This window comes from Pseudomonas sp. Tri1 (assembly GCF_017968885.1).
Lineage (GTDB): Bacteria > Pseudomonadota > Gammaproteobacteria > Pseudomonadales > Pseudomonadaceae > Aquipseudomonas.
The window spans coordinates 5,200,814-5,219,506 of the sequence record NZ_CP072913.1 but is presented as its reverse complement, the minus strand read 5'-3'; the positions used below and the strand labels follow the sequence as shown (position 1 = coordinate 5,219,506).

Genomic DNA, 18,693 nt, shown 5'->3' with positions numbered 1-18,693 from the left:
CAGCTGATTTGAGGTAACAAACTCTCGTGAATGTTGATTTGCACTGCCATAGCACGGCCTCCGATGGCGCCCTGGCGCCTGCGGTTCTGGTGGCGCGGGCGTTCGAGCACGGCGTGCGAGTCCTGGCCCTGACCGATCACGACACCCTCGAAGGCCTCGACGAGGCCCGCAGCGCCGCCACGGCGCTGGGCATGCAGCTGGTCAACGGGGTCGAATTGTCCTGCACCTGGGGTGGGGCAACCATCCACGTGCTGGGCTACGGTTTTGATGTGCATGCGCCGGCGCTGGTCCAGGCCATCGCCGACCTGCGCGATGGTCGCTGGCTACGCTCCGAGGAGATCAGCCGCAAGCTGGCCCTCAAGGGCATGCCCGGAGCGCTGGAAGGCGCCCGGCAGATCCAGCAGGAGCTGGGTGACAGTGGCAACGCACCGGCCCGGCCGCACTTTGCCGACTGGATGGTGCGCGAAGGGTTCGTCAAGGACCGCGCCGAAGCGTTTCGCAAATGGCTGGGGGCCGGCAAGCTGGGGGACGTCAAGCAGCATTGGCCGACGCTGGAGCAGACCGTCGAAACCCTGCGGGCCGCCGGCGCCTGGGTCAGCCTGGCGCATCCGTGGCACTATGACTTCACCCGCAGCAAGCGCCGTCGCCTGGTTGCCGACTATATTCAAGCAGGGGGCCATGCCATCGAGGTGGTCAACGGCCATCAGCCGGCCGAGCAGGTTGGCAGCCTGGCGATCCTGGCCCGCGAGTTCGGTCTGCTGGTTAGCGCCGGCAGTGATTTCCATGGCCCTGGGGGCTGGTCCGAGATCGGCGAATATCGCCCGTTGCCGGAAGATCTGCCACCACTATGGTGTAGATTCAAACATGATCCCGTTACCGCCGCCGTCTGAACAGGTAGAACACGTGAGTCAATTTTTCCAGATTCATCCGGAAAACCCGCAAGCGCGCCTGATCAAACAGGCCGTGGAAATCATCCGAGGCGGTGGTGTGGTGATCTATCCCACCGATTCCGCCTACGCCATTGGTTGCCAGATCGGTGACAAGAACGCCGTGGAGCGGGTAAGACGCCTGCGTCAGTTGGACGACAAGCACAACTTTGCGTTGATCTGCAGCGACCTGTCGCAGCTTGGCCTGTTCGCCAAGATCGACACCGGAACGTTCCGGCTGCTCAAGGCCCATTTGCCAGGGCCGTACACCTTTATCCTCAACGCCACCCGGGAAGTGCCGCGATTGTTGCTGCACCCGAAAAAACGCACCATCGGCCTGCGGGTGCCAAGCCATCCCATTGCCCTGGCACTGTTGGCGGAACTGGGTGAGCCGCTGATGAGCGTGACGCTGATCATGCCCGGCGAGACCGAGCCGCTGACCGATCCTTACGAGATGCGCCAGATGCTTGAACATCAGGTCGACCTGATCATCGACGGCGGTTTTGGTGGCATGAAGGCGTCTACCGTGATCAACCTGGCCGACGGCGAGCCGCAGGTGGTGCGTGTCGGGTGCGGCGATCCGGCGCCGTTCATGGTCGAGGCTTGAATGTCGGCTGTGGAAACCGCCGTGGACAGCGCAGATAGCCAGGCCGGCGCCCAGCAGGAGCTGCCGTTCGCCATGGTCTATGGCCAGGCGGTCATGGAAATGCCCCTGGACCTGTACATTCCGCCGGATGCGCTGGAAGTGTTCCTCGAAGCCTTCGAGGGGCCGCTTGACCTGCTGCTGTACCTGATCCGCAAACAGAACATCAATATCCTTGATATCCCCGTGGCGGAAATCACCCGCCAGTACATGGGCTATGTCGAGCTGATGCAGTCGGTGCGCCTGGAACTGGCGGCCGAATACCTGGTGATGGCGGCCATGCTCGCCGAGATCAAGTCGCGGATGCTGTTGCCGCGCTCGGCCGAGGTCGAAGCGGAAGAGGACGACCCACGGGCCGAGCTGATCCGCCGCTTGCAGGAATACGAGCGCTTCAAGGTCGCGGCTGAAGGCCTCGATGGCTTGAACCGGGTCGGCCGCGATGTGGTAGTGCCCAAGCTCGACGCCCCCGAAGCGCGGGCGCGCAAGTTGTTGCCGGATGTCAGCCTGGAAGAATTGTTGATGTCGATGGCCGAGGTCCTGCGCCGCGGCGATATGTTTGAAAGTCACCAGGTCAGCCGCGAAGCGTTGTCCACCCGCGAGCGCATGAGCGATGTGCTGGAGCGGCTCAAGGGCGGCGGCTTTGTGCCGTTCGTCGAGCTGTTCACCGCCGAGGAAGGGCGGCTGGGCGTGGTGGTGACGTTTATGGCGGTCCTGGAATTGGTCAAGGAATCCTTGGTCGAGCTGGTGCAGAATGAGCCGTTCGCAGCGATCCACGTGCGGGCACGAGCCGAATAACGAGCAAATCAATGAATCTGACTGAACCCCGCGAGCTGGCCCCCTTGCTTGAAGCTTTCCTGTTGGCCTCGGGAAAACCGCAATCGATGGAGCGGCTGTTCGAACTCTTCGAAGAAGGCGAGCGGCCTGAGCCGGCCGTGTTCAAGAAAGCCCTGACACTCCTGGGCAAGTCCTGCGAGGGGCGGGCTTTCGAGCTCAAGGAAGTGGCTTCCGGTTATCGCCTGCAGATCCGCGAGAAGTTCGCACCCTGGGTCGGGCGCCTGTGGGAGGAACGGCCGCAGCGCTACTCGCGCGCCATGCTCGAAACCATGGCGTTGATCGCTTATCGCCAACCGATCACCCGGGGCGAGATCGAAGATGTGCGGGGCGTGGCGGTTAACAGCCATATCGTCAAGACGCTGTTGGAGCGTGAGTGGATCCGGGTCGTCGGCTACCGGGATGTGCCGGGCAAACCGGCGATGTTCGCCACCACCAAGGCCTTTCTCGATCACTTCAACCTGAAAAATCTTGATGATTTGCCGCCGCTGGCCGAGTTGCGGGAGCTGGAACCCGAACCGATGCTGGAGTTCGACGACGCCCCGGTGCCCCAGGGCTTGCAGGAACTGGCCGACGCCAGCGCCGAGCCTGAGGAGCCCAAGGAGGAGACCAGTTTCCACTCGTTGTTGCTGGAGCTGGACACCATGGAAGAAGGCTTGAAGACCGACTTCGACGACTTGCTGCGTGAGGGGCCGGGGCCTGAAGGCGAGACGGATGAGCCCTTGCAGCCCGACGGTGAAGCTGAACTCCAGACCGAGCCTGAGCCTGAGCCTGAGCCCGAAGAAGACATTCTTGGCGTTGCCGAAGCTCGGGAGAAACTCCTGGCCGCCGTCGCCGCCCTCGAACCGCGCGAACCCGAGCCGGAACTGAGCGACGAAGAAGCCGAAGCCCGGGCTTTGGCTGAAGCGATTGAAAACGAACGGCGCCAGTTCGACGACTAATCCCGTCTGACACACCGCCACTCCCACACCAAGTAGTGCGGTCCAATGATCATGAGCTCCACCAAAGACCCCTGCATCAGCCTTTGCAAATTCGACGACGACATCTGCATCGGTTGCGGGCGTAGCAAGCGCGAGATCAAGGCCTGGAAAAAACTCGACAAGGATGACAAACGCACGGTGCTGGCCGAAGCGGCGTTGCGCCTGATCAAACTGGGCACCACCGGTCGGCGGAAAAAGCGCTGAGCGCGCATCGATCAACTAGTCTCTGATGCGCAAACGCCACAACGAGCGTATGATTCGCGACCCTTTGGCGATCCCTTCGCCAAGGACCCGTTTTCAAAGTGTCAGGCCAGGCCTGACCCGACCACACCGGGAGGTGCCCAGAATGAAAGACCAAGACCAGAACGACAGCCAGGAAATCGGCCCAGCAGGCGAGAAACTGCAGAAAGTCCTTGCCCGTATCGGCGTCGGCTCGCGCCGCGACGTAGAGGCCTGGATCACCCAGGGCCGGATCAAGGTCAACGGCAAAGATGCCACCTTGGGCCTGCGTGTCGACATGCACGACGCCATCACCATCGATGGCAAGGTGATCAAGCGCGAAGAGGCCGCCGAAACGGTGCGCCGCGTGATCATGTACAACAAACCCGACGGCGAGATCTGCACCCGTGACGACCCGGAAGGCCGTCCGACCGTGTTCGACAAGATGCCGCGTCCTAAAGAAGGCCGTTGGATCAACATCGGTCGCCTGGACATCAACACCACCGGTCTGCTGATGTTCACCACCGACGGTGAGCTGGCCAACCGCTTGATGCACCCGTCCTATGAAATGGACCGCGAATACGCCGTGCGCGTACGTGGCGAAGTCGACGACGAGATGATCGAGCGCCTCAAGGCTGGTGTCGTGTTGGAAGACGGCCCGGCGCGTTTCACCGACATCAAGCAGGCACCGGGCGGCGAAGGCTTCAACCACTGGTACCACTGCGTGGTGATGGAAGGCCGTAACCGTGAAGTGCGGCGTTTGTGGGAATCCCAAGGGCTGGTGGTCAGCCGCCTCAAGCGCGTGCGTTTCGGCCCGGTGTTCCTCAATTCCGACCTGCCGATGGGCCGCTGGCGCGAAATGAGCCAGTACGAAGTCGACATCCTGGCGGCCGAAGTGGGTCTCAAGCCGGTGGCGATGCCGCAGATGACCGCCAAGAGCAAGGACAAGCTGGAGCGGATGCAGCGTAAGTCCTCGCGCCCAATGGGCAAGACCGAGCGCGTGCGTACCCTGCGTCCGGCTGCTGAAGGTGCGCCGACCGGCCCACGTCCTTCCCGCGAGCCGCAGATCGAAGGCGAACGCCCGGCCCGCAAGCCGGCGCCACGTCAGGACGGCGAACGCGGCCCGCGCACGCCACGCCCGGCCAACGGTCGGACTGAACGCGGCGAAGGTCGCGGTGCTCCTGCTGGTCGTGGTACGCCAGTGGCCGATCGCCCGGCCGACACCAAGCGCCCGGCCAAGCCAGCGCCGAAAAAGCGCCCGGGCATCGTTCTGGTCGACCGTGACACGCCATCGGGCAAGCGCCGCGGGGCACCGGCAGGTTCGGGACAACGTCCGGGGTTTGGGCGTCGTAAGCCGGAGTGAGGCCGCTGTGAGCTTCTAGCTGCAAGAAAAAACGCCAACCCCTTGTGGTTGGCGTTTTTTTTTCTTGGCTTTAGTGATGCGGTGCAGATAGTCCGCCATCGCGAGCAAGCTCGCCTCCACACTGGTGCGGTGCCGACCGCAGTTGTTCTATTCACTGAAGACCAACTGTAGGAGCGAGCTTGCTCGCGATGGCGGCATCAGCCTTGCAGAAATCCCAAGCTAAAGCACAAACCGCCCATCAAACATCGGTTCGTTATCCAGGGCCAACATGCCCCCCTCGAAAATCAGGTCCAGGTGATGGCTCCCCTTGGCCCCGCCACCCAGCCCCAGGTGCAGGCCGCAATGGCGCTCCTCGAAGCCGGCATTGCGGGCATACAGGCCCTTGACCCCTTCGTTGGTGCCGATCCCCAGTTCCTCGATGCGACGGTTGGATGGATTGGCATCCAGGTACTTGTTGAAATCGTGCTCCAGGCCCGGTACATCGGTGGCGATTTTCTGGATGGTGGAATCTTCGATCCACAGCTCCAGCGGCGATTGCAGCACGCCATATTTGCGCGCGAACGGGATGGTGCCCAGGAACGTGCCGAGGAAATTCACCCGGCCATTGATGGTATCGCTGTGGGTGGCGATTTCGCCGGGGGCCAGGTCGTAGTTACCAAGGCCGTTGATGTCGGTCCATTTCTTGACGCTGGAAAGGGCCGTATCGAAATACGAGCCGTGGTCATCCTGGAAGCTCAAGGTCGTTGCCTGGGACATACGCCGGATCAGGTGGCTGTTGAGCCCCGCGATGCGTTGGGGAATGACGCTGAAGGTGTCGTAGAAATAATCGCCGTAGTCCTTGAACAGCAGCGATTTCTTCCAGTTGTCTGCCATCACGCCTTGCAATGCACGAACGAAGTCCGGGCCGTCGGGGCGCGGGTTGGGCAGGGTGGAGGAGTCGTAGAAGAAAATATACAGATCGCTTTCGGCAATGGCCTTGGACAGGCGCTCGGTGGATTCAAGGTCCAGGCGCATGGTGCTGAACCGAAAGGGCGAGGCGCTGCCAGCCTGTTCGGCAATGGCCCCGGTCAGTGCTTCGTAGTCGACGGTATGGCCGAGCAACACCTTGGCGGGCTGGATGCCGGCCAGGGCGGGATGGTGTTCGAGGTAGTAAAGGAAATGTGAGATGGCTCGTTGTGTGTCCATGCTTATTCTTCCCCTGACAAATGTAATTGGCTTCCCTGACACATCAGTAACAGTGGCGGAGCTGACCGGCCGGATCAGCTCCGCGGGTTAATGCCTACAGAGGCCACATGGCCGTGCCGAATGGAACGACGGCGTCGGCTTGCATCATTTCAACGGCGGCTTCATGGGTCGGTGCTTCAAACCATTCGTCCAGTTGCAGTTCGGTTTCCAAGTCTTTGTCCAGTGCTTGCATAGTGAATCTCCTAGATGACTTTTACGGAAAGTGCGGCGCGAGACAGCGAGTGAAAACTGGCCAGAAGCGGCACCGCAGAACTTGCCGGCACGATGCGTGGGCAAGTCGCTGAAACCTAGTCCAGGGTTTTTTGGAATGCAAAAAATTATTTTATTTTTTTCTTTTGAATTTTTTATTCCATTTTCGGGTGGGGAATTTACTCATTCAAAAACAGCTGTCTGGCGATTTTTTTTAATAGGTAGCTACCTACCGTCAATTTGCAGGCAGTTGACGGAAAATTCCTACTTGGAAATTCTGCGTTACAGGTTGTAAAGAATTACTGACGATTTCGCCTTGTCGAGTTGGCCGCAAATGACGATTCCAGATGGTGTAAGAAAAAGCTTCCGCCGCGTCCGTCGTAGTGGGCCTTCCAAGGCCCTGGCCCGCTTGTTTCAAATCGCCGGGAAGGGTGAGATGCGCCCCATGCCTGTCGTGCAGGTGAATAACAAGAAGGAGGCGCAATGAACGCCGTAGCTCAATTCCATTTCTCCCGTCGTGGCGTTTTTCACGCCATACCCATCGAGGGCTCGCAAGAGCCTGGACGCATTTTTGCAGCCGCCCGAAACCTTCGAGGCGGACACGCGCAATCCCGGCGAATGACACGCTGATCTGGTGGTGTCTGGCAGCAGGGGGTCGGCGGTGTACAATGCGCCGCGTTTTACTGTGACCCTTCGCGTACCCACGCACTTTCAAGGTTATCCGCCTTGTTCACTCCGCCACGCCACAAGCGTGTCGGGTTCGATTTCGTCACAGATAAAAACAAACAGGTGACGCATGACCGTTGAAAAAACGCTGAACTCCTGGTGCCTGCGCTGGGGTTTGATCGGCGCTGCTTGAGATCCGATTCGAGTGGCAACGTCTAACGAACATCATCAAACCTTGCGTGAGACCCTTTCATGAGTGGACAAAATTCGCATTCAGGCGAGCTGAAGCGCGGCCTGAAAAATCGCCACATTCAACTGATCGCCCTCGGCGGCGCGATTGGTACAGGCCTGTTCCTCGGTTCGGCGGGGGTGCTGAAGTCAGCCGGCCCGTCGATGATCCTCGGCTACGCCATTTGCGGCTTCATCGCCTTCATGATCATGCGCCAGTTGGGTGAAATGATTGTCGAAGAGCCGGTGGCCGGTTCCTTCAGTCACTTTGCCCACAAGTACTGGGGCGGTTTTGCTGGTTTCCTGTCGGGCTGGAACTGCTGGATTCTCTACATCCTGGTGGGTATGTCGGAACTGACCGCGGTTGGCAAGTACATTCACTACTGGGCGCCGGACATTCCGACCTGGGCGTCGGCCGCTGCGTTTTTCGTGCTGATCAACGCCATCAACCTGGCCAACGTCAAAGTCTTTGGCGAGGCCGAATTCTGGTTCGCGATCATCAAGGTCGTGGCGATTGTCGGCATGATTGCCTTGGGCAGCTACCTGCTGGTCAGCGGCCATGGCGGCCCGCAAGCGTCGGTGACCAACCTGTGGTCCCACGGTGGATTCTTCCCCAACGGCGTGAGCGGGTTGGTGATGGCGATGGCGATCATCATGTTTTCCTTCGGGGGCCTGGAGATGCTCGGTTTCACCGCCGCCGAGGCGGACAAACCGAAAACGGTGATCCCCAAGGCCATTAACCAGGTGATCTACCGGATCCTGATTTTCTACATCGGTGCCCTGGTGGTGCTGTTGTCCCTGACGCCTTGGGACAGCCTGCTGACCACCCTCAATGCCTCCGGCGATGCCTACAGCGGTAGCCCGTTCGTGCAGGTGTTCTCGATGCTGGGCAGCAACACCGCAGCCCATATCCTCAACTTCGTGGTGTTGACCGCCGCGTTGTCGGTGTACAACAGCGGTACCTACTGCAACAGCCGCATGCTGTTGGGCATGGCCGAGCAGGGCGATGCGCCCAAGGTCCTGGCCAAGATCGACAAGCGCGGCGTGCCGGTGCGTTCGATCCTCGCTTCGGCGGCCGTGACGCTGGTGGCGGTGTTACTGAACTACCTGATCCCGCAGCACGCGCTGGAGCTGCTGATGTCCCTGGTGGTCGCGACCCTGGTGATCAACTGGGCGATGATCAGCTACTCGCACTTCAAGTTCCGCCAACACATGAACCAGACCCGTCAGACACCGTTGTTCAAGGCGCTGTGGTACCCGTACGGCAACTACATCTGCCTGGCGTTCGTGGTGTTCATCCTGGGCGTGATGTTGTTGATCCCCGGCATCCAGATATCGGTCTATGCGATTCCGGTGTGGGTGGTGTTCATGTGGGTGTGCTACTTGATCAAGAACAAGCGCAGTGCCCGGCATGAACTGGCTGTGGCGGCGGCTGCCAAGTAAAAACGTCCTGGGAACATGACAAACCCGGCCTGGCGCCGGGTTTGTTGTTTTAAGGCAAGACACAATCCCCCTTGTGGGTGCGAGCTTGTTCGCGATGGCAGCGGTACAGCAGCCTATATCTTCACCACTGACACACCGCTATCGCGAGCAAGCTCGCTCCCACAAGGTTGATCGTTGGCTGGGGGATTCGCGGTATCCTGTAGGGCCTGATACCGGACGCTTTCCATGCTGGTGATTTCCAACGCTGTGCACATCCCGGACGCCGAGATCGAGCTGACGGCTATCCGCGCCCAGGGTGCCGGGGGGCAGAACGTCAATAAGGTGTCCAGCGCCGTGCACTTGCGCTTCGACATTCCGGCCTCGTCCTTGCCCGAGTTCTACAAGGAGCGCTTGCTGGCCTTGCGCGACAGTCGTATTACCAGCGACGGCGTGCTGATCATCAAGGCCCAGCAATATCGCACGCAGGAACAGAACCGGGCCGATGCCCTGGAGCGCCTGACGGAGTTGATCCTCAGCGCCACCAAGGTCGAAAAGAAGCGTCGCCCGACCAAGCCGACCCTGGGCTCGAAAAAGCGTCGCCTGGAATCCAAGACCAAGCGCGGCTCGATCAAGGCTGGGCGTGGCAAGGTGGACTTCTAGTTTTTCTCGCGTTTTTCGCGGTACTTCGGCGCCTGCCGGTACAGGTAGATGCTCAATGCCAGCCCACCCAGGGCCGCCAGAGCGGCGAACAGAAAGATCGAGGCAAAGCCGAAGCCCGCAGCGACTGCACCGGCCAGTGGCCCGGTGATCCCCAACGACAAGTCGATGAATAGCGAATAAGCGCCCACCGCCGCACCACGGCTGGAGGCCGGCACCAGATTGACGGCCTCCACGCCCAGCGCCGGAAACACCAGGGAAAAGCCAAAACCGCTCAACGCCGCGCCCGCCAGGGCCCAATGGGCGTCCGGTGCGAGCCACAGCAGCAACAGCCCCAGGGTTTCCACCGACAGGCAGGCAATCGCCACGCGAAAGCCGCCCAGGCGGTTGATCAGGTTGCCAAAGAGCAAGCGCGCGCCGATGAAGCTGGCGCCAAACAGGCTCAGGCACAGCACGGCGTTGTCCCAGTGCTGCGTTGCGTAATACAGGGTGATGAACGTGGCGATGGTGCCAAACCCGATGGAGCCCAGGGCCAGGCCGCAGCCGTGGGGCAGGACGCGCCCCAGCACGTGCATGAACGGCAGGCGCTCGCCAGCGACGATGGGCGCGGCGGTCTTGCGCCAGGCCAGTGCCAAGCCCAACAGACCCAGCATGATAATGCTGACGCCCATGCTCCACAGGCCCAGGCGATTGACCAGCCATACCCCCAGCGGTGCACCAATGGCCAGCGCGCCGTAGCTGGCAATACCGTTCCAGGAAATCACCTTCGCGGTATTCGCCGCACCGACCCGGCCGATGCCCCAGCCAATCGAGCCGGAGCCCACCAGGCTTTCCGCGCTGCCCAGCACCAGGCGCCCGATCAACAGGCTGATCAGGCTGAACGTTGGCAGATGGGGCGTCCAGGCAGACACCAGCATGAACACACCGCTCAGCCCGCAGCCGGCGAGGCCGAACATGACCGCACGCTTGCTGCCCAGGTTGTCGATGATTTTTCCTGAGTAAGGACGGCTGAGCAGGGTGGCCAGGTACTGCACGCTGATCACCAGCCCGGCGATCACCGCGCCGAAACCCAACTCGCCGTGGACATACCCAGGCAGCACGGCCAGGGGAATGCCGATATTCAGGTAGCCAATGAAGGTGAACAGGACGATGGAAACGACTTGCAGCGTGACCGCCAGGGGGCGCTGGGAATCTGTCATGGGGTAAAGGTCCACGGAGCAGCAGGATAGATAGGCTGCTTATGATAACGGCGACCGTGGTGGCTGCGCGTGGAAAAGTAAAACTATTTGCCCAATGGTTGCTCAGCGGTCGTTTTGCCCGCCGACCAGGTGCGTGGTGACCAGTGCCGCAAGGGCGTTTTCTTCGGTGCCGAAACGAGCCAGCAGGGCGGTTTGCTTCTCGGGAGAAAGGCGTGTCCAGATATCGACCATTTTCTCGGCGGTGCCGATCAGGACGCTGGCTTGGGCTTCGCTGAAGGTCGGGGAGTCATCGGTCATGGTGCGGGGCTCAGGATTCAGGCAGTGTGGAAAGCGCATATTAGCGCTTTCCACACGGTCTGGTGGTGCGGGTCAATCAGTCTTCGCTGTCAGCCTGGCGGCGTTCAGTGGCTTCTTTCGGCTCGGGTTGCTGGGCGTCTGGTTGCCCCCCGGCTTGTAGCGTGGTCGTCTGCTCAGTGTCGTGCAGGCTTGGGAAGGGGAGATTAGGGATCTCGTGCATATCGCGCTCCTCGCAAAGTCTGTTGATAGATCTGGTAGATCCGCGCTTTTAAAAAGCCTGGGCAGGATACCCCAGGAGAAATGACAAAAAGACTTTTAAATCCCGCTGTGCCGACAAAAGGGGTTGTCTGGACAGGTCATGTTCAATAGTCGCGGCGCTTGCGAAATGCCCAGCGGCCAGCAATCAGCGTGAAGGTTGCGACCAGCGCCACCAGGATCCAGAAGCCTTCTGGATCACCAGCAAGCGGCACGCCACCGACGTTCATGCCAAAGAAACCGGCAATGATGTTGATGGGCAACGCCAACACCGTGACCACCGTCAGGGTGAACAGGGTGCGGTTGCTTTGTTCGTTGAGGTTGGCGGCGATTTCTTCCTGTAGCAGTTTGATCCGTTCGCTCAATGCGGTGAGGTCGTTGATGATCAGGGCGAATTCCTCGGTGGATTTGCGCAGCTCCTTGACGTCTTCTTTCTGCAACCATTGCGGCGGGCGGTTGAGCAGGCGCAGCAATGAACCTGGCTCCAGGGCCAGCAAGCGTTGCAGGCGCACCAGTACCCGACGGTTGCTGCCCAGCTCGGCGCGGTTGGTGGACAGCCGCGAGGACAGCAACTGATCTTCGACCTGATCGACGCTGAGGCTGGTCTTGCGCACGATCTGGGTCAGTACTTCGCCTTGGTCGCGCAGCAGGTGCACGAGTAATTCCACTGGCGAGCGAAAACGCTCGCCGGCCTTGACCGACGAGCGCAGCTTGTCGACCGAGTGCAGGGGTTGCAGGCGCGCGCTGACGATCAATCGGCTGTGCACGCAAACCCACAATGTGGAGACATCCGAGGACACCATGTTGCTGAGGTTGAACACGACATCGTTCACCACGGCCAGCAATGCCGAGTCGACATGCTCGATGCGGGTCGAGCGCGAGCCTTCGTGCAGGGCTTCGAAAAACTCATCTGGCAAGGTCAGATGGCTTTTCATCCAGCGCTCGCACGCGGCATGAGCCAGGTTCAGGTGCAGCCAGAGGAACTCATCGGCCTCTTGCGGGTGTTGCAGGCTCCGTAAGGCCTGAGCCGAATCTATCTCCTGCCCGCGCTCGCCGGGTTGGAAACGGAATCCGTAGAGCAGGCCGAACAGGTCCGGATCGCGGTGGCTTTGATCAATGCTGTGGTTCATGAAGTCTCGCTGGCGGGAAGTGCCTGTCGCGGCTACAGGTTCACTTGAGCACCATCTTCGCAAGCTTTCTTGATGGTTTTGTGACAGTTGTGCAGCGCCGCCAAACCGGCAGTTACCGGGAGTTGCAATGTCCATCGATGATGGATGGCGCAGATCGCTGCGCTTTGGTTGTCGCATCGTTTTTTTGAGGTCAGACAACCGATCACTCCCGCTGGCTACCGATGGTCGGGAAGGCTCAAGAACGCCCCTGGCAGGCCGATGGTGTGTACATATTCCCGCGCATTCGGTTGCGACACGGACATGGAGGTCGGGGCGCGTCGTTCCGTGAGTTCGTTTGTTTTTTCTTCTCAAGAGATCCCCTCCATGTTTCTACAAAAATCCCTGAGAGCCCAGATTCTCGCCCTGCTGAGCGGCAGCCTGTTGGCGATGTTGCTGATCGCCCTGGCGTCCTTTCATTTCCTTTCCAACGGTGTCCAGAGCTATCGCAACCTGATCGATGGACCGTTGCGCGCCTCGCAGTTGATCGACGAGGCCAACCTGCAGTTCAAGGTGCAGGTGCAGGAATGGAAAAACGTCCTGCTGCGCGGCAAGCAGTCAGCGGACCTGGATAAATACTGGAAGCAGTTCGAGGAGCGTCAGCGTGATGTCCAGGGCATCCTGGGCGAATTGAGCGGGCGTGAAGGCGTGCCGGCGCCAATCAAGACGGGTATCGAGGCGCTGCGCGATGAGCATCGTCAGTTGGGCGCGGCCTACCAAAAGGGCCGTGATGCCTTTATCGCCTCCGGTGGCGATCCGGCGGCAGGCGATGCGGCGGTCAAGGGTGTGGACCGTGCGGCCAGTGAACAAATGAGTGCGTTGGTGGTGCAGTTGCGCCAGTTGGGCACCGAGCAATCGATGCTGATCAGCGCCGGTGCCGATCGCACGATTATGCTCGGCACCGTGGTCATGCTGGTGTCGGGTGCGCTGATTGGATTGTTCAGCTTGTGGCTGGTCAATCGCAACCTGGTTCAGCCGATCCGTAACCTGATCGAATACGTGACCCGACTGAGTCATGGGCGTTTCGCCGAGCGTGTGACGAGCAACCGTCAGGACGAGTTGGGCAATCTGGCGGTAGCGGCCAACACATTGCGTGATTTCCTGGCCGAAACCTTTACCCGCCTGCAACGCAGTGCCACGGAGCTGGACAGTGCCAGCGGTGAGCTCAATGCCATCGCCAGCCTGATGAGCCAGGGCACCAGCGAGCAATTCGAACGCACCGATCAGGTGGCGACGGCGATGAACGAAATGTCCGCCACGGCCCAAGAAGTGGCCCGTCATGCCGCCGACGCGGCGCGGGCAGCCGATGACGCCGACCAATCGGCGCAACAGGGCGAGAAGGTCATGCAAGGGACTATCCACACCATCACCCGGATGCGTGGCGAAATCGCCAACACAGCCACGGTCATCCGTCAGTTGGAAACCGACAGCGGGCGTATCGGCAAGGTGCTGGAAGTGATCCGCGGGATCGCCGAACAGACCAACCTGCTGGCCCTCAATGCTGCCATTGAAGCAGCGCGGGCCGGGGAGGCGGGGCGCGGTTTCGCGGTGGTCGCCGATGAGGTACGCAGCCTGGCCCAGCGTACGGCCTCGTCGATCATCGAGATCAACCAGATCATCCAGACAGTACAAACGGGTGCGGTGGACGCGGCCCACGCCATTGAGAGCGGGCAGTCCCGCAGCGAAGAAAGTGTGGAGCAAGTGACCCAGGCCGGTGCGATGCTCGAACGCATTACCCAGGCTGTCGAAGCGATTCGCGACATGAACCGCCAGATCGCCACCGCAGCCGAAGAGCAGACCTCCGTGGCCGAAGATATTTCGCGCAACCTGACTGAAATCACCTGCATCGCCAGCACTAACCTGGACAATGTGCAACGCACCGAAGCCGCCAGTCGGGATCTGCACGGCTTGTCGGGGCAGTTGAATGAAGTGACGGCTCGGTTGAGCGCCTGACGGTCGTTTTCGTTAGTTATCGAAAAATGCAAAAGAGCCGCGCAACCCTAAAGTTGCGCGGCTCTTTTTTTCTGACGGATCAAGTATCTTGCTTGTTGCTCAAGACTTTGCCGGTCGTGGCATCGAAATCAACATCGAACTCTTTGCCATCGGCAGTTTTCAATTCGACTTCATACTCATAACCGTTGAAGTGGTTATCCAGGTCGGTGTCGGTGATGGTCGCGCCCGGGTGCAACTTCAGGGCTTCTTCGTTCATCGACTCAAGCGACTTGATCTTGCCTTCCTTGACCAGTTGTGGGATCTGGTCAACTCGCACATCCGCTTGGGCCAGGCCAGCGGTGAGGGTCAGGGCGGCAGCGGTGAACAGGGCAGTCAAAGTTTTCATAAGTTCTTTCCTTGGTGTCATTAAGGGGTGAGTCGTTCAAGTGGGGCCAGATTATCTCTGGCAACTTAATTCACCCTTAATTCGAAAAAACATCTGAAGTGCCGAGTAGGGCCTATGGGGAAAAGTCTTTACCCCATAGGCATGTTTGGGGTGGTCAGTAGCCGTTCTTTTCCAGCAACTGCGCGACGCTGCCAGTCTCGGGGCGCTTGAAGTAGTTGAGCAGTTCACTGGTGCGGTTGGTGAAGATGCCATCGACGCCTGCATCCATGACTTTCTTGAAGTCCACCGCTTCATCCACGGTGTAGACATGCACCAGCAGGCCCTGGTCATGGGTGTACTGGTTCATCCACGGTTGCACCAGGTCCGAGTAGCTCTGGCTGCCGCCATGGGTCAACGCTGCGGATGGTCCGGTACCGATGGCGCCCAGAGCCTTGGCGGACTGTACCCATTTTTCGAATTCAGCCCTGTCCTTGGGCTCCTGCTTGGCGTAATAAACTGCCTTGTCGGTTTCGCCGGACTCGGCAAAAGGCACCTTGGACTTGGGCTCGATGTTGCCTTCGCCCACCCATAGCAGCAGGATCTTCGGCACTTTCGGCATCTCTTTGTGCAGCAACTCGAGGCTGCTCTTTTCGAAGGTCTGCAAGACCACTTTGCCCTTGCCCTGGCCCACTCCGGTGGCGCGCTTGGCCAGTTTTGAGCCGGCCGGGCTCAGCCAGCCGCGGTCTTGCAATTTATCCTTCAGGTCGCGTTCGATGCCGGGGAACAGCTTCGGCTCCTTGGTTTCGATGTACAGCCCGGGTTTTTGCTGAGGGTTGCCCTCGGCGATATTGATCACTTCATCGAGGGTCAGGATTTTCAGGCCCACAAACGAAGGGCGGGCGCGGTCCGGATAGGCCGCGTTGAACCAACTGCCGGCGTCGAGGGTTTTGAGCTCCGCCATGGTGAACTGGTTGGCGGCGCTGTCCTTGCGCTCGGGAAACTTGGTCGCGACATCTGTAGTGCGCAGCAAGCTGTCGTCATGCAGGACGAACAAGACGCCATCCTTGCTGCGTTGCAGGTCCAGTTCCAAGTAGTCGGCGCCCAGGTCGCGGGCCAGTTTGTAGGAGGCTGCGGTGGATTCCGGCGCGTCGAACGAGGCGCCGCGGTGGGCGATCACTGCCGGGTGGGGGATGCCCTGTAGGGCCGCCAAGGCCTTGGGGCTTGGGGCCTCGGAGGCCTGTGTCTGGCCGAAGCCGAGCAACAGGCTCAGCATCAACGCACTGCGGGTGAAGGTGACTGGCATGCTCGAGATCCTTTCGTAGGTTTTGCAAAGACCTATCTTTTAACAACTGAAGGCTATCGGCGCTATCGCTATACCGACATAAATATGTGTAAAGCAGATTTTTCTCACGCATTTTCGGGATGCTTTGCAGTACCCTTAGCCGCACCAGTTTCCCCGGCAGAGGGAAACCTGAAACCATCGTTCACTTGCCTTGTGTGTAAACCATCGATCAGACGTCCTGCGAGACGCATCCGTGAGGTTTACCATGCGCACCACTTCGACATTCATCTGCCAGGCCGCCGACCAGCTCAAGGGTTTTGTCGGCCTGAACCGCAAGACCGGCCAATACATCGTACGTTTCAGCGAAGACGCTTTCGGCATGGACGTGGCCGACGACGGCATCATCCCCACCTGCGAATTTGTCTGGGCCCCTGTGGCGGACGGCACCATGGCCCTCAAGCGCGAGCGGATCCAGTTGCTGCTGGACCAGCACATCGACGACCGAATCAACCTTACCGAACCTTTGCGGGTGTATATGGCGCGCAGCGACCTGCCGGAGATCGTGGCGGTGCGGCAGTTGGTGACAGGCTGAAGCCGGGATCTTGAGTTGAACAAGAAACACTGTGGGAGCAAGCTCAGCTCCCACAGTGGATTGTGGTGAAGGCAGGCTCTGTGAACACCCGAGATTCAGTGTGGGAGCGGGCTTGCTCGCGAAGACGGCGGAACATTCAGCACCGATTCAAGCATCAGGTTTGGCGTTGGAACGCATAATCGCGTTCAACCTTGCATACTCGCGTGTGGCAATGGGCATACCAGGTAGAACGGCCGCGCTCGCGGATTGCGCTATGTTCGGGGTGTTGTTTCCAGGCCAGGATTGCCGCTTCGCTGCTCCAGTAGGACACGGTGATGCCCAAGCCATCTTCGCCACGGGCCGACTCGACGCCGAGGAACCCCGGCTGCTCTCGCGCAAGGGCCAGCATGCGTTCGGCGGCTTCGGCGTAGCCTTGGTCTCCCTCGGTGCGCAGGGAGGTGAAAATCACCGCATAGTAATGGGCGCTCATGGCGTTGTCCTGGCGCAGGCTTCGACAAACGCATTGACCAGCGGTGGTATGCGACCCTCCAGCGCAGCACGTTCCGGCTGAAATAGCGTCGCGACAAAGAAAGGATGGTCACGCAGTTCCAGGGCCCGCAGGTCGCCGGCCGAGTCTCGGGCAACGGCGTGCAGTCGTCCGCCGCTCAACAGATCCTTTTCAAACTGTGGATTGACCCCATAGCTGCAACGATAACCCTCGAAAATCGTCCTCCGACCATAAGCCCTGGCAATCAACGAGTCCCCATCAAGCTGAAGGCTATCGATGGTTTCGACCAGGGCACAACTGAGTGGTGTCAACAGCGCCCGTTCAGCCTCGGGAGCGGTTTCACCGTGGGCGGCATCGGCCCAACCCATCACATTGCGAGCGTATTCCAGCACCGCATGCTGAAAACCACCGCAGGTGCCGAGGAAAGGGCGACGCTGTTCGCGGGCAAAACGAATCGCTTGCACGGCGCCGTCTTCACTTCGGTAAGGACTGCCGGGCACGCACCAGACGCCGTTGAAGTCATTTAGAACGCTTTTGTCAGCGATGGAGCCGGTTGCCAACCATTGGAAACGAATGTCATGGCCGGTCTGCCTGGCAATGAGCTCAAGGGCGAGGGGGATTGCCCGATGAGCCGTTATCTGTGGGTCATAGTCGCCGACCAAAGCAATGTGTAAAGGACGCTGGTTTTCCATGAGAGACTCGCCGCTTGTTGATTCCTGGTGGCCAATATAGATTGGCGTTCACGCAATCAATATTGGCGTTTACCCAAGTGTTCAATGCATCGACGCACTATCGTCTGGACTACCCCGATCTGTCCCTGATCCTGGCGTTAGTCCGTGGCGGCTCGTTGGCCCGAGCCGCGCGACTGCTGCATGTGGACGTGTCCACGGTATTCCGCTCGGTACGCCGGCTCGAGGCAGCGCTAGGCCAACCCTTGTTCGAAAAAAGTCGTTCCGGGTACTTGCCTACGAGTCTGGCCCAGGCGTTGGCTGAGCAGGCCGAGCGTGCCGAGCAGGCCTTGGAAGCAGCGCGGATCGGTGTGGAGCAGGGTGGCGAGGTTGTCAGCGGCACGGTACGACTGACGTGCACCGACTCAGTCCTGCAAGCATTGCTGCTGCCCGCATTGGCGCGGTTCATGCCCGACTACCCGGCATTGACCCTTGAGCTGAGCACCTCGAACGACTTCGCCAACCTGAGTCGCCGTGATGCCGACATTGCGTTGCGCTTGACCCGTACGCCGCCGGAACACTTGGTTGGGCGAAATCTGGGCCGTGTGACTTACCGGGTATGTGCCGGCGCGGCGTATCTGCGCTCGGCGAATCCGGATGATCTGGCCTCCATGACCTGGATCGCGCCGGACGATTTTCTTCCCGATCACCCTACCGTGGCCTGGCGCCGTCAATCGCTACCCGGCGTGGTGCCTGCCTATCGCTGCAACAGCATGCTTTCGGTCACCGAGCTGGTGCGGGCCGGCTTGGGGGTTGCGGCGCTGCCGGACTTTCTGATCGATGAAAGCCAGGGCCTGATGCCTCTTGGCGAACCATTGGAGGGATACGACACGGCACTTTGGCTCCTGACCCGCCCGGACTGCCGAGCCTTGCGTTCGGTGGTGACCTTGTTCGACGAACTGGGGCGAAATCTGCGCAGATGCTGATTTTTAACGAGCAGGGCGTGCTTGACTCAATGGAGGATGATCCCCCAGCGGTTATAGTGCCTTAAGCCCTAGCCC

Annotated in this window: 21 protein-coding genes; 11 read left to right on the top strand and 10 right to left on the bottom strand. The window is 60.1% G+C overall.

Annotation, left to right across the window (positions count from 1 at the left end):
• Nucleotides 1-26 precede the first annotated feature (26 nt).
• The 6 genes from J9870_RS22590 to rluB all read left to right on the top strand — a co-directional run bounded on the left by J9870_RS22590 (nt 27) and on the right by rluB (nt 4,962).
• Nucleotides 27-890: a PHP domain-containing protein gene (locus tag J9870_RS22590; protein WP_210640252.1), complete on the top strand. Its 864-nt coding sequence runs from the start codon at nt 27-29 to the stop codon at nt 888-890.
• Between the two features lie 13 nt (nt 891-903).
• Nucleotides 904-1,533 carry an L-threonylcarbamoyladenylate synthase gene (locus tag J9870_RS22585; RefSeq protein WP_210640250.1) on the top strand — a complete coding sequence of 210 codons (630 nt, stop codon included), beginning with the start codon at nt 904-906 and terminating at the stop codon, nt 1,531-1,533.
• Between the two features lie 132 nt (nt 1,534-1,665).
• Entirely contained in the window at nt 1,666-2,364 is a 699-nt protein-coding gene (locus J9870_RS22580) for a ScpA family protein (RefSeq protein WP_165826070.1), read from the top strand.
• An 11-nt stretch (nt 2,365-2,375) separates the two neighbouring features.
• Entirely contained in the window at nt 2,376-3,341 is a 966-nt protein-coding gene (scpB, locus tag J9870_RS22575) for an SMC-Scp complex subunit ScpB (RefSeq protein WP_210640248.1), read from the top strand.
• A gap of 51 nt (nt 3,342-3,392) precedes the next feature.
• Nucleotides 3,393-3,584 carry a DUF1289 domain-containing protein gene (locus J9870_RS22570; protein ID WP_210640246.1) on the top strand — a complete coding sequence of 64 codons (192 nt, stop codon included), beginning with the start codon at nt 3,393-3,395 and terminating at the stop codon, nt 3,582-3,584.
• A gap of 142 nt (nt 3,585-3,726) precedes the next feature.
• The gene (gene rluB / locus J9870_RS22565; RefSeq protein ID WP_210640244.1) at nt 3,727-4,962 is read left to right on the top strand and encodes a 23S rRNA pseudouridine(2605) synthase RluB; all 1,236 of its coding nucleotides are present in this window, start codon (nt 3,727-3,729) and stop codon (nt 4,960-4,962) included.
• Nucleotides 4,963-5,181: 219 nt separating this feature from the next.
• Here the strand turns inward: rluB and J9870_RS22560 are convergent, their stop codons facing one another.
• The gene (locus J9870_RS22560) at nt 5,182-6,147 is read right to left on the bottom strand and encodes a leucyl aminopeptidase (RefSeq protein ID WP_210640241.1); all 966 of its coding nucleotides are present in this window, start codon (nt 6,145-6,147) and stop codon (nt 5,182-5,184) included.
• A gap of 94 nt (nt 6,148-6,241) precedes the next feature.
• Nucleotides 6,242-6,379 carry a hypothetical protein gene (locus J9870_RS22555; protein WP_003178782.1) on the bottom strand — a complete coding sequence of 46 codons (138 nt, stop codon included), beginning with the start codon at nt 6,377-6,379 and terminating at the stop codon, nt 6,242-6,244.
• A gap of 935 nt (nt 6,380-7,314) precedes the next feature.
• Here J9870_RS22555 and J9870_RS22550 point away from each other — a divergent pair.
• The gene (locus J9870_RS22550) at nt 7,315-8,733 is read left to right on the top strand and encodes an amino acid permease (RefSeq protein ID WP_210640240.1); all 1,419 of its coding nucleotides are present in this window, start codon (nt 7,315-7,317) and stop codon (nt 8,731-8,733) included.
• A 225-nt stretch (nt 8,734-8,958) separates the two neighbouring features.
• Nucleotides 8,959-9,372, top strand: coding sequence for an alternative ribosome rescue aminoacyl-tRNA hydrolase ArfB (gene arfB, locus J9870_RS22545; protein WP_210640238.1), 414 nt, complete (start codon nt 8,959-8,961; stop codon nt 9,370-9,372).
• Here the strand turns inward: arfB and J9870_RS22540 are convergent.
• The 4 genes from J9870_RS22540 to J9870_RS22525 form a co-directional block, all read right to left on the bottom strand.
• Nucleotides 9,369-10,568 carry an MFS transporter gene (locus tag J9870_RS22540; RefSeq protein ID WP_210640236.1) on the bottom strand — a complete coding sequence of 400 codons (1,200 nt, stop codon included), beginning with the start codon at nt 10,566-10,568 and terminating at the stop codon, nt 9,369-9,371. The genes arfB and J9870_RS22540 overlap by 4 nt on opposite strands.
• 102 nt (nt 10,569-10,670) lie before the next feature.
• Complete coding sequence (locus J9870_RS22535) at nt 10,671-10,904, bottom strand: hypothetical protein (protein WP_210640234.1); 234 nt, start codon at nt 10,902-10,904, stop codon at nt 10,671-10,673.
• Nucleotides 10,905-10,941: 37 nt separating this feature from the next.
• Nucleotides 10,942-11,085, bottom strand: a complete 144-nt coding sequence (locus tag J9870_RS22530; protein WP_162893862.1) for a hypothetical protein — start codon at nt 11,083-11,085, stop codon at nt 10,942-10,944.
• Between the two features lie 142 nt (nt 11,086-11,227).
• Nucleotides 11,228-12,250, bottom strand: a complete 1,023-nt coding sequence (locus J9870_RS22525) for a transporter (protein ID WP_210640232.1) — start codon at nt 12,248-12,250, stop codon at nt 11,228-11,230.
• 363 nt (nt 12,251-12,613) lie between these two features.
• On the opposite strand from J9870_RS22525, the gene J9870_RS22520 reads away from it, so the two are divergent.
• Nucleotides 12,614-14,239, top strand: a complete 1,626-nt coding sequence (locus tag J9870_RS22520; RefSeq protein WP_210640230.1) for a methyl-accepting chemotaxis protein — start codon at nt 12,614-12,616, stop codon at nt 14,237-14,239.
• A 79-nt stretch (nt 14,240-14,318) separates the two neighbouring features.
• Here J9870_RS22520 and J9870_RS22515 read toward each other — a convergent pair whose 3' ends face one another.
• Together J9870_RS22515 and J9870_RS22510 are read right to left on the bottom strand one after the other, a co-directional pair.
• On the bottom strand, nt 14,319-14,624 hold the full coding sequence (locus J9870_RS22515) for a PepSY domain-containing protein (RefSeq protein WP_018604552.1): 306 nt from the start codon (nt 14,622-14,624) through the stop codon (nt 14,319-14,321).
• 154 nt (nt 14,625-14,778) lie between these two features.
• A complete protein-coding gene (locus J9870_RS22510; protein ID WP_210640229.1) occupies nt 14,779-15,906 on the bottom strand; it encodes a glycerophosphodiester phosphodiesterase in 1,128 nt (375 codons plus the stop codon).
• Between the two features lie 244 nt (nt 15,907-16,150).
• Here J9870_RS22510 and J9870_RS22505 point away from each other — a divergent pair, with 244 nt between their 5' ends.
• The gene (locus J9870_RS22505; protein ID WP_210640220.1) at nt 16,151-16,477 is read left to right on the top strand and encodes a DUF2025 family protein; all 327 of its coding nucleotides are present in this window, start codon (nt 16,151-16,153) and stop codon (nt 16,475-16,477) included.
• Nucleotides 16,478-16,631: 154 nt separating this feature from the next.
• Here J9870_RS22505 and J9870_RS22500 read toward each other — a convergent pair whose 3' ends face one another.
• The gene (locus J9870_RS22500) at nt 16,632-16,946 is read right to left on the bottom strand and encodes an antibiotic biosynthesis monooxygenase (protein ID WP_210640217.1); all 315 of its coding nucleotides are present in this window, start codon (nt 16,944-16,946) and stop codon (nt 16,632-16,634) included.
• Nucleotides 16,943-17,656, bottom strand: a complete 714-nt coding sequence (locus J9870_RS22495; protein WP_210640215.1) for a CTP synthase — start codon at nt 17,654-17,656, stop codon at nt 16,943-16,945. Before J9870_RS22495 ends, J9870_RS22500 begins: the two co-directional genes overlap by 4 nt.
• A gap of 14 nt (nt 17,657-17,670) precedes the next feature.
• Here J9870_RS22495 and J9870_RS22490 point away from each other — a divergent pair, with 14 nt between their 5' ends.
• Entirely contained in the window at nt 17,671-18,618 is a 948-nt protein-coding gene (locus J9870_RS22490) for a LysR family transcriptional regulator (RefSeq protein WP_210640213.1), read from the top strand.
• The last annotated feature ends 75 nt before the right edge of the window (nt 18,619-18,693 follow it).